The organism is Dactylosporangium sp. CA-139114, from assembly GCF_050955725.1.
In the GTDB taxonomy this organism is placed as follows: domain Bacteria; phylum Actinomycetota; class Actinomycetes; order Mycobacteriales; family Micromonosporaceae; genus Dactylosporangium.
Window position 1 is genome coordinate 9,615,373 of the sequence record NZ_CP192080.1, and the last position, 10,914, is coordinate 9,626,286.

At 73.3% G+C, this 10,914-nt stretch carries 5 protein-coding genes; 1 reads left to right on the plus strand and 4 read right to left on the minus strand.

All coding sequences use genetic code 11. The features are described from left to right. Positions 1-510: 510 nt before the first annotated feature. From ACQP2P_RS43230 to ACQP2P_RS43245, 4 genes are all read right to left on the minus strand, one after another. Positions 511-1,839 (minus strand): hypothetical protein, encoded by a 1,329-nt coding sequence (locus ACQP2P_RS43230; RefSeq protein WP_433611075.1) that lies wholly within the window; start codon positions 1,837-1,839, stop codon positions 511-513. 160 nt (positions 1,840-1,999) lie between these two features. Beyond that, entirely contained in the window at positions 2,000-3,505 is a 1,506-nt protein-coding gene (locus tag ACQP2P_RS43235) for a serine/threonine-protein kinase (RefSeq protein ID WP_433611077.1), read from the minus strand. Then, positions 3,487-6,150, minus strand: coding sequence for a cyanophycin synthetase (gene cphA / locus ACQP2P_RS43240; protein ID WP_433611079.1), 2,664 nt, complete (start codon positions 6,148-6,150; stop codon positions 3,487-3,489). Before cphA ends, ACQP2P_RS43235 begins: the two co-directional genes overlap by 19 nt. After that, complete coding sequence (locus ACQP2P_RS43245) at positions 6,140-6,964, minus strand: cyanophycinase (RefSeq protein WP_433611081.1); 825 nt, start codon at positions 6,962-6,964, stop codon at positions 6,140-6,142. The genes cphA and ACQP2P_RS43245 overlap by 11 nt, the downstream gene beginning before the upstream one ends. Before the next feature lie 258 nt (positions 6,965-7,222). Between ACQP2P_RS43245 and ACQP2P_RS43250 the strand changes: the two genes are divergently transcribed. Continuing rightward, positions 7,223-10,897, plus strand: coding sequence for a family 78 glycoside hydrolase catalytic domain (locus ACQP2P_RS43250; protein ID WP_433611083.1), 3,675 nt, complete (start codon positions 7,223-7,225; stop codon positions 10,895-10,897). The last annotated feature ends 17 nt before the right edge of the window (positions 10,898-10,914 follow it).

The following is a 10,914-nucleotide window of genomic DNA, read 5'->3' on the forward strand; positions in this document are numbered from 1 at the left end:
CCATCAGCGAAGGAGAGCGCTGACTCGCCGACACCCCGCACTCGGCCGCAGCGAATCCTCACCGGAACCCGGCCGAGGAGCCCCAGCCAAGGAGCCCGGCCAAGGAGCCCGGCCAAGGCGCGCCCGGCCAAGGCGCGCCCGGCCAAGGCGCGCCCGGCCAAACTGCGTCCGCCGGGACCTGGGCCTGTCGGCGCGCCCGACAGGTGGCCGCCCGAGCGCGTCCGGGGCTGCGGGGTGCACTCGACTCGATCGTGCAGGAGTGGCAGCGGCGACCATCTGGTGCGGCGGCCCAGCGCGCCGCGACCGTCATCCGGGCTGGTCAGTCGGCCAGGCGCACAGCCACCGTCGAAGCGTTCAGCAGCACAGACCGGTGACGTCGGCGAATCTGAGGCCGACCGCCCGAACACGCTGCGACTGTCGTCCGGGCCGGCCTCGGTCCACCAGGCGCAAAGCATCGTCGTCGGAGCGTCCAGCAGCCCAAGGCCCCAGGGCCGGCCAGACCGGCTCAGCTCAGTCGACCAGGCGCATGGCTACTGTGGGGGCGTCCAGCAGTACCGATGCCGGCTCTGAACCGACCACCGTCTGCAGGCGGTGGTCGCCCACCACCAGCTCCACGCCGGTGTAGAGCTCGATCGAGTCCCAGCCGTCCAGCTGGTAGGACTTCTTGTAGATGCGCTCCGTCTCCTCCTTGATGTCGGGAGACGAGCGCTTCCAGATCACCGTGCCGTTCTCGCTGGTGTCGGTCACCTTCAGGTGGCCCGACTCCACCTCGAGTCGCACGTGCTCCTTCGCGATCCAGGCCGCGGCGGCCTCGTGCAGCCAGGTCGCGACCGAGATGTCGTCGGGGTTCTTCGGGTCCTTGCCGACTCGCACGGGGTGGTCCGTGGCGACCACGAAGCGGCGGCGCGCCAGGTCGTCCACGACCACGGCCACGGCGAACGCCGGTGGGCGCGGGCCGATGTCCTTCACGGCCTCGCCGTGGCGGGGGCAGGCGGGCATGCCGGCGCGCATGCGCGGGACCGGCTGGCCGATGCTGCGGGACGGGCCGAAGGCGGGGCAGTCCGGCTCCTTGCAGCGCCACTCGCGGGCCATCAGCGACGCGCCCACGCCGCTGGGGTCGGCTCTGGTGAAGCGGCGGCGTACGACTCGGGTGCGGCCGAAGCGCTGGGCGCCGCGCGCGGTGAAGGACTGCAGGCCGTCCGGGCGGCCGCCCTGCTGGTCGGCGGGGGGCGGGTCGGTGGCGGGGGCCGGCTCGGCCATCTCCTTCTCCGTCGCGGGGTCGTCCGGGTCGGGCGGCACGATCGGCAGCGTCGCCTTGCCCACGACCACCAGGCGCTCCTTGCCGTCCTTCGGCGGTGTCGGCTCGCCGCCCGGCGTCAGCACGGCGCCGCCGGCCCTTGGGGTCAGGCGCAGCAGGCGCTCGGGGCTGTCGGCGATCCACGGGAAGCGGGCCGCCTGCTGGGGCAGGTCGCGCACCACGATGAGCGGCAGGCCGGTGAAGTCGGCGATCTCGGCGGGGCGGTCGGCCACCACCGGGGTGACCTCGATCAGGCCGTCGTCGGCCCAGCGGCCCAGGACCATGCGCTCCTTCGACGTGAGCGCGGCCTCGGAGAGGACCTCGCGGCCGGCCACGGGATAGAGCATCGCGCCGGCGTCGATCAGGTAGCGGCTCAGGGCGTCGACCACCATGCCGAGGCGCAGGAGATTGATGGGGCGGCCGCCGTCGAGCGCCACGAAACGGGCGACCTCCGCGAGGTCGACCACGGCCTGCGCCAAGGTCACGTCCGTGGTCAGCCGCTGCTCGATGGTGTCCATGACCCGGCTGATCTCGAACCGCATGACGGCGCCTCCTGCCTTCGACCCCAACACGCCCGTCGACCTCAACACCCTAAGGCGGGGCGGCCACGAATCGACGGGACGCCACGAGGATCAGACTTGTGTACCAGTCCGGAAGGTTGCACGCCAGAACCTACAAAACGGCGATCAGACTACGAAAGGGTCAGTCGTCCTTGCCCTTTCCCTTCTTCCCGTTGTCCTTCTTCGCCGGCTTTCCCGGCTCCTTCACGACCGGGGCCTTCGGCGCGCCGGGATTCGCCCCGGCGCCGGGCTTGGCGCCGGTGCCGGTGTTGGTGGCGGGCGGCGGGGCGACCGTGACCACGACCTGCGCGGCCGGGGCGACGAGGACCGAGCGGCAGGCGGCGCCGTTGAGCGCGAAGTCGCTCGGCAGCGCGGACGCGTCGCGGTAGGCGCCCGCGACGGTGAACTCGGCGCCGGAGGACAGGTCGGTGGCGAGGTCACCGCCACCGAGCAGGACCGTCGCGCCGTCCTGGTGCCAGGTCGCCCCGTCGATCGCGCCGATCGCCTGGCCGTCGGGCACGCGGAAGGTGAGGCTCCAGCCGCCGGTGCCGCCCGCGGCCTTGACGCGCAGGTCGGCGTTGAAGTTGCCCGCCTGCTCGGTGCGGACCGTGTACTCCACGCTGCAGTCGACCGGCGCCGGAGCCGAGGACGAGGACGACGCGGATTCGGCATGAGCCGCGGGCTGGGCCGACTCGGCCGCGCTGCCCGAGGTGGACAGGGCCAGCACCCCGACGGCCGCGGCCGCCACGACGCCGCCCACGATCACGCGGCTGCGCATGCGCCGCGAGAGCAGGACGCGCTCGGTCTCGTCCAGCACCGGCGCGTCCGCCTCGGAGGTGACGGGGGACTCCAGCGTCAGGAAGCCGGCCAGGACGCCGGCCATCTCGGCGGCGGAGGGCCGGTTCTCGGGCGCCTTGGCCAGGCACCGGGTGATGGCCGCCGCCACCGGCGCGTCGACCAGGTCGTCGGGCAGGGGCGCCGGGCGCGTGCGGCGGTGCGCCTCCAGCACGCCGGTCGTGCTCGCGCCCTCGGGCCACGGGAAGTGGCCGGCGAGGGCGCGGTACAGCAGCAGCCCCAGCGCATACACGTCGGTCGCCGCGGTGGTGGGCAGCCCGCGGATACGCTCGGGGGCCAGGTAGGCGGGGGTGCCGAGGATCTGCCCGCCGACGTCGCTCTCGTCCCCCGCGACCGCGGAGATGCCGAAGTCGACCAGCTTGGCCCCGCCGTCGGTGAGCATCACGTTCGCCGGTTTGACGTCGCGGTGCACGAGCCCGCGCGCGTGCACCGCCGCGAGCGCCGAGGCCAGCTCGGCCCCGGTGCGCAGCACCGTCTCGGGCGGCAGCGGGCCGACCTCCTCCAGCGAGCGGCCCGTGACCAGCTCCATCACGACGTAGGGCACGTCGTCGGGGCCATGGCCGAAGTCGTACACCTGCGCGATGTGCGGGTGGCTGAGCAGCGCGGCGGCCCGCGCCTCGGCCTGGATGCGCCGCCGGGAGTCGGGGTCGGCATGCAGCTTCGGGGCCAGGACCTTGACCGCCACCGGCCGCTCGAGCACTTCGTCGAAGGCGCGCCAGACGACGGACATGCCGCCCGCGCCCAGGGGCTCGATCAGGCGGTACCGCGCTCCACTCAGGCCATTCCCGTCCACGCCATCGTCATGCCCAGATTCACCTCGGTCACACGGAAATCGTCCGCCGGGTGAGCGCCGTGGGACTCGAGGAGGGCGAGGAGGGGCTCGATCTTCTCGTACAGCAGCAGGACGACATCCCCGGGCCGCGCCATCGCCAGGGCCGCCGGCACCGCCTCGTCGACCGTGCGCACCTCGACGCAGGCGGTCTCGGGCGCGGCCCGCAGCAGCTCCTCCCGGACGATCCCGGGCACCTCGCCGGGGGCCCGGCCCCGGCGGTCGGCGTCCTCGTAGAGCACCACGCGCCCGAACCTGGACCCGACCACCGTCGCGGACTCGCGCAGCAGGTCGTCGCGGCGGTCGCCGGGCAGCGTGATCGCGGCGACCGCGCGCTCGCAGCCCCACACCCGCTCGACCAGGTCACTGACGGCGGCGATGGCGGCCGGGTTGTGCGCGTAGTCCACCAGCACGTCGACGTCGCCGCAGCGCAGCAGCATCCCCCGGCCCGGGTTGTCGGCCGGGTCGGTGCCGAAGCGGCGCAGCCGGTCGGCGATCTGGGCGGTGGTCACGCCGAGCACCCGGGCCGCGGCCGCGGCGGCGAGCGCGTTGGCGACCAGGTGCCGGGCGGCGCCGCCGAAGCCGCCCCCGAGCTCGTTCGCGGCGAGCAGCGGCACCCACCGCCGGCCGGCCAGCTCGACGAGCCAGCCGTCGGCGAGCAGGTACGCCCGCCCGCCGGAGTCCCAGTGCCGGCGCACGAGCGGGTTGCGCGGGTCGAGCGAGCACCAGATGATCTCGCGGCCGGGGAACTCCAGCTCGCGGCTCCTCGGGTCGTCGGCGTTGAGCACCACCGCGCCGCCCTCGCGCACCCGCTCCGCCACGACCGACTTGAGGTCGACGAGCTCCTCGATGCTCTCGATGCCGTCCTGGCCGAGGTGGTCCGAGGAGAGGTTGGTGATGATGCCGACGTCGCTCCAGTCGTACCCGAGCCCCTGGCGCAGCAGCCCGCCGCGCGCGGTCTCGAGCACGGCCGCGTCGACGGTCGGGTCGCCGAGCACCACGCGGGCCGAGCGGGGGCCGGTCGCGTCGGCGCGCTGAATCAGCCGCCCGCCCACGACCACGCCGTCGGTCGTGGTCAGCCCGACGCGCAGCCCGGCCCCGGCGAGCAGGTGCGCGGTCAGCCGGGCCACCGTGGTCTTGCCGTTGGTGCCGGTGATGGCCACGATCGGGATCCGCGACGGCGTCCCGGCCGGGTAGAGCGCGTCGACGATCGCGGCCCCGACGTCGTGCTGCTCCAGGTGCATGCGCAGCCCGGGGGCGGCGTTGACCTCGATCACCCCGCCCCGGCGCAGGGACAGCTCCTCGGCGATGTCGGGCAGGCGCAGGTCGATCCCGGCGATGTCCAGCCCGACGAGGCCGGCGACCCGGCGGCACAGGTCGGCGATCGAGGGGTGCACGAGTTTGGTCACGTCGACGCTGGTACCGCCGGTGGAAAGGTTGGCGTTGTCGCGCAGCCACACCGTCCGCCCCACCTCGGGCACGTCGCCCACCCCGAGCCCCTGGCGGCGCAGGAGCGTCTCGGCGACCTCGTCGACCGCGAGCCGGGTGAGCGCGCGGGCGTGCCCGTCGCCGCGGCGGGGGTCCTCGTTCGCGCGGGCGATGAGCCCGGCGATGTCGGTGCGGCCGTCGCCGATGACGTGCGCGGCGACCCGCTCGGCGGCGGCGACGATCTCGCCCCCGACGGTGAGGACCCGGTAGTCGCGGCCGTCGATCTGGCGCTCGACGACGGCGTCGCCGCCGTCCGCGGTCGCGGCCTTGAAGGCGGCGCGCACGGCCTCGGGGGTGTCGATGCCGAGGTACACGTGCCGCCCCTGCCGCCCGCCGCGGGGCTTGACCACGACCGGCGGGCCGAGCTCCTCGAACAGCTTCAGCGCCTCGGCCACGGTGTCGGCCGGCCCGCCCGTCGCGACCGGGATGCCGGCGTCCTCCAGCAGGCGGCGGGTGAGCTCCTTGTCCCCGGCGATGTCGACGCCGATGGCCGAGGTCTGGTCGGTCAGCGCCGCCCAGACCAGCCGCCGGTGGCGCCCGTAGCCCAGCCGCAGCAGGCTCAGGTCGCCGATGCGCTCGACCGGGATGCCGCGGGCGCGGGCGGCCTGGGCGATCGACCGGGTCGACGGGCCCGGCTTCTCGCGTTCGTAGCGCCGCTGCAGATCGGCCAGATCGAGCTCCGGGGGCGTCTCGCCGCGGGTCAGCGGGAGCACGAACTGCTGAATCGCCTTTTCAAGGAGTTTCTCGGATATTTCGGACTCAAGCGGCTCGTCGACGGGGCACTCCATGATCACGTCGAACGCGGCCGGGTCCTCGGTGCCCACCGTGCGGCCGAAGCTGACCTCGCGGCCCATGAGGTTGGACAGCTCGATCGCGATGTGCTCCGCGGTGTGGCCGAAGTAGGTGCCGCCGTGCAGCCGCGCGACGAACCCGCCGGGCGCCCCGGCCGCGCAGTGGTGCTCGGCCAGCCCCGGCAGCAGCTCCAGCAGCCGCTCCGGCAACCCCGGGAAGTCGCACGTCTCGCGGCCGGTGAGCCCGTCGAGCAGCACCCGGGTCACCTGGACCGGGCGGGCGAGGTACCGGTTGGGCCCCCGCAGGCGCCGGCTGCTTTCAATACGCATTGTCCTCTTCCGCTCTCCTCGTCGGCGACCGCTCGGTCAGGTTGAACCGGTGTCCGGCCGGCAGGACGTGCAGTTGGGCGCCCCACAGCGCGATCGGGCCGCCGGGCTCCCCGGCGAACCCGGCCGAGGGGCAGTGGATGTCACGCGCCTGGCCGGCGTCGATCACGGTGACCGTGCCGCGGCCGAGGACCTCGAAGATCTCCCCGTCGACGAGGATGGCGGTGTTCTCGTCGATGCCGAGCCCGAGTTCGTGCGGGAACATCGCGATGGCGCTGAGCAGCCGGTTGAGCCGCCCGCGCTCGGCGAAGTGCATGTCGATGAGCACGCCGGGCAGGAACTCCATGCCGGGGCCGGTCCGCACGCTGGTCGTGCTCACCGAGGCGACGCTCCCGCCGAGGATCATGGTGCTGGACATCATGGCGGCGCCCGCGCTCGTGCCGGCCAGGATCATGCCCTCGGCCAGCCGCGCGTGCAGCGCCGAGTCGACCTTGGAGCCGCCGACCACGGTGGTGATGCGCAACTGGTCGCCGCCGGTGAAGAAGACGCCGGTGGCGCGCTCGATGGCGGCCACGGCCAGGTCGCCGTTGGCGTCCTCGCGCGACTCGAGCCGCAGCGCCGTGACGCGCCCGGCACCGAGCCGGTGGAAGACCTCGGCGTACTCCTTCTCCCGCTCCCCCGGACTCTCGCTCGCGGTGGCGATCACGACAAGGTGCGCGTCACCGCCGCCGGCGAGCAGCACGAAGCGCTCGAGGATCTCGTCGTCGCCGGCGTCGTGACTCTCCGCGCCCCCGATGACGAGCAGTTTTCCGGCCATTCCACCTCCACGTCCCATCTTGGGGACCGGGGGTGCCGGGCGTCCGACGTTTGCCCGGATTGCTCACGCGGGCTGCGGCCGGACGCCGCCCGGCACCGGCCCGAGCCACGGATCGACATCGAGTTCCGAAAATGTTCGGTTCATGGTCGGCGATGTGCGACGGCGGCATTGATTATCGACGATCGTCTCATTACAGTGGGCGCACTATGTGCATATGAAACGTTTTAATGAAACGTTTCACAACCGAGGGAGCCCGCCATGCCCCTGCACAAACGAACGCGCGCGGCCGCCACCGCGCTCGTGTCGCTCGCCGCGCTGATACTCGTGGCGCCCCCGTCGCCGGCCGCCGCGGCCACCCCGGTCGCCCTGTCCGGCGCGCACTGGATCTGGTACCCCGAGGGCGATCCCCACGTCAGCGTGCCCGCCGCCACCCGCTACTTCCGCAAGACCTTCACCGTCGCGGCCGGTGCCGTCAGCGACGCCCAGCTCGTCGTCACCGGTGACGACACGGTCGACGTCTGGCTCAACGGACGCCCCCTCGCCGGCTCGCAGCGGGTGACCGACTCGTGGAAGAGCGCCGTCTACGTCGACCTGCACAGCGCGCTCACGAGCGGCAGCAACACCCTGGCCATCGCCGCGCGCAACACCACCGCGGGGCCGGCCGGGGTGCTCGGGCACGTGCGCGTGGTGACCGCGGGCGGCCAGGCCGACCTGGTCACCGACGCGAGCTGGAAGACCGCGCAGAGCGCGCCGGCCGGCTGGGAGCAGCCCGGCTTCGGCGACGGCGGCTGGGCGGCCGCGACCGACCTGGGGCTCTACGGGTCCTCGCCGTGGAACACGTCCGTCGTGCTGCCCGACACGAACGCCGCCTCGCCGCTGAGCGTCGCGAGCGCGACGGTCGAGCACAGGGCGAACCCGCTCGGTGTCGACGCCGCGCAGCCGCTGTTCGGGTGGAAGCTCAGCGCCGCCACGGGGCAGCAGGAGCAGGGGGCGTACCAGATCCAGGTCTCCACCACCAGCGCGAACACCGCCGACGTGTGGGACAGCGGGCGGGTCGCCTCGAGCAGCCAGGTCGACGTCGCGTACTCGGGCCCGGCCCTGGCGAGCATGCGCGGATACTTCTGGCGCGTGCGGGTCTGGGACACGCAGGGCCGCGCGGGGGCCTGGTCCGCGACCCAGTCGTTCGAGACGGCGCTGCGCAGCCCGGCCTCCGAGTGGACCGCGGACTTCGTCGGGGCGCCCGCGACCGGCGCCGACGTCTCCGGGGCGACGTGGATCTGGTACCCCGAGGGCGACCCCGCCGCCGGCGTGCCCGCCGCGACCCGGTACTTCCGCCGCACCTTCACCCTCACCGGCGCCCCGTCGAGCGCGACGCTCGTGGTGACCGGCGACGACACGGCCGACGTGTGGGTCAACGGCGTGCCGGTCAGCTCCTCGCCGCGGGTCACCGACTCGTGGAAGCGGGCGGCGACGCTGGACCTGGCCGGGCGGCTCACCAGCGGTACGAACACCATCGCCATCTCGGCGCAGAACACCACGCAGTCGCCGGCCGGCGTGCTGGCCAAGCTGACCGTCGCCGGTGGGCCGACGATCACCAGCGACGCCGGGTGGAAGGCGAGCACCACGAACCCGAGCGGCTGGAACACGACCGGCTTCAACGACTCGGCCTGGCCCGCGGCCCAGGCGGTCGCGGCCTACGGCACCGGGCCCTGGGGCTCCAACGTGCTCGTGGTCAAGCCGACGCCGCTGGTGCGCAAGGGCTTCACGGTGAGCAAGGCGGTCGCGTCGGCGCGGCTGCTGACCACCGCGCTGGGCCTGCACGAGACCCGGCTCAACGGGGCCAAGGTCGGCGCCGACGTGCTCGCGCCGGGGTGGACCGACTACAACAAGCGGCTGCAGTACAAGGAGTACGACGTCACCGGGCAGATCCGCCAGGGCGCCAACGCGCTCGGGGCCTACGTCGGCAACGGCTGGTACTCCGGCAACGTCGGCTTCGCGGGCAGCCAGCTCTACGGCACCCAGCCGTGGTACTCCGCCCAGCTGGTGATCACGTTCACCGACGGCACCACGCAGAGCGTCAAGACCGACGGCACCTGGAAGGTCACCACGGGTCCGATCCGATCCGACGATCTGTACGGCGGGGAGACCTACGACAACCGCATGGCCATCGCGGGCTGGGACAGCCCGGGCTTCAACGACGCCGCGTGGTCCTCGGTCGCGGTGCGCGGCGGCACGAAGCCCAACCTCGTCGCCCAGGTCGACAACGGCGTCACCGTGCAGCAGGACTTCCGGCCGGTCGCGATCACCCAGCCGCAGCCCGGCGTGTGGGTGCTCGACCTCGGGCAGAACTTCACCGGCTGGGACCGGCTGACGATGAGCGCCCCGGCCGGCACCACGGTGCAGCTGCGCCACGCCGAGGTGCTCAACCCCGACGGGACCATCTACACGGCGAACCTGCGCGGGGCGGCGGCGACGGATCGGTACACCTTCAGCGGCTCCGGCACCGAGACCTACGAGCCCCGGTTCACGGTGCACGGGTACCGCTACGTCGAGCTCACCGGCCTGCCGTCGGGCTTCACCCCGACCGCGGACACGCTGACCGGCCGCGCGGCGTGGACGAGCGGCGCGCAGTCCGGCACGTTCACCACGTCCAACGCGATGCTCAACCAGCTGGCGAAGAACATCCTGTGGGGCGAGCGCGACAACATGCTCTCGATCCCGACCGACTGCCCGCAGCGCGACGAGCGGCTGGGCTGGACCGGCGACATCGCGGCGTTCGTGGCCACGAGCACGTTCAACCTCGACGTGCACGGCTTCCTCGACAAGTTCGCCGACGACCTCACCGACGCGCAGCACTCCGACGGGGCGTTCACCGACGTGGCCCCGGGCGTGTCGGCGGGGGCCGGCACCGCCGGGTGGGGCGACGCCGGGGTGATCGTGCCGTACACCCTGTGGCAGCGCTACGGCGACGTGCGCGTCGTCGACCAGCACTTCGCGGCCATGGCCAGGTGGGTCGACTACCTGCGGGCCACGTCGGGCAGCGACCTGATCCGCAACGTGTCGACCTACGGCGACTGGCTCAACGTCAACGACAACACCGCCCAGGACGTCATCTCGACCGCGTTCTTCGCGTGGTCGGCGCGGCTGGTGTCGCGGATGGCCGCGGCGACCGGGCGCACCGCCGAGGCGACCTCGTACGGGCAGCTCGCCGATCAGGTCGCGGCCGCGTTCACGAACCGGTTCGTGGCGGCGGACGGCACGGTCAGCGGCAACACGCAGACCGCGTACGTCCTCGCGCTCGCCTTCGGCCTGCTGCCCGCCAACCGCGTGCAGGCCGCGGCGGACAAGCTCGCCGCGAAGGTCGCCGCGACCGGCGGCCACCTCTCGGTCGGCTTCCTCGGCGTGGAGAACCTGCTGCCGGTGCTGGCGAACAACGGCCACGCCGACACGGCGTACCAGATCCTCACGCAGCCCGGCTTCCCCGGCTGGGGCTACATGATCAACAAGGGCGCGACCACGATCTGGGAGCGCTGGGACGGCATCCGCACCGACGGCTCGTTCAACGACCCGGGCATGAACTCCTTCAACCACTACGGTCTCGGTTCCGTGGGCGATTTCCTGTACCGCCAGGTCGGCGGCCTCGCCCCCGCGTCGCCCGGCTACGGCGCACTCACGGTCGCGCCGCAGCCCGGCGGCGGCCTGACCTCGGCCAAGTCGTCGTACGACACCCCGTACGGCGGCGCGGTCAGCGACTGGTCCATCTCCGGCGGCACCCTGACCCTGCGGGTGACGATCCCGGCGGGCGCGACGGCGACGGTCAAGATCCCGACGTCGAACGCGGCCTCGATCAACGCCCCGGCCCAGGCGGTCCCGACCGCCACGGCGACCTACTACCTCCCGTCCGGCTCCTACACCTTCACGGCCACCGCCTGACCGGCCCCGGGGCGCGG

Coding starts and splice junctions, on each gene's coding strand:
- ACQP2P_RS43230 (WP_433611075.1), bottom strand. CDS start 1,839: ATGCGGTTCGAGATCAGCCGGGTCATGGACACCATCGAGCAGCGGCTG.
- cphA (WP_433611079.1), bottom strand. CDS start 6,150: ATGCGTATTGAAAGCAGCCGGCGCCTGCGGGGGCCCAACCGGTACCTC.
- ACQP2P_RS43245 (WP_433611081.1), bottom strand. CDS start 6,964: ATGGCCGGAAAACTGCTCGTCATCGGGGGCGCGGAGAGTCACGACGCC.
- ACQP2P_RS43250 (WP_433611083.1), top strand. CDS start 7,223: ATGCCCCTGCACAAACGAACGCGCGCGGCCGCCACCGCGCTCGTGTCG.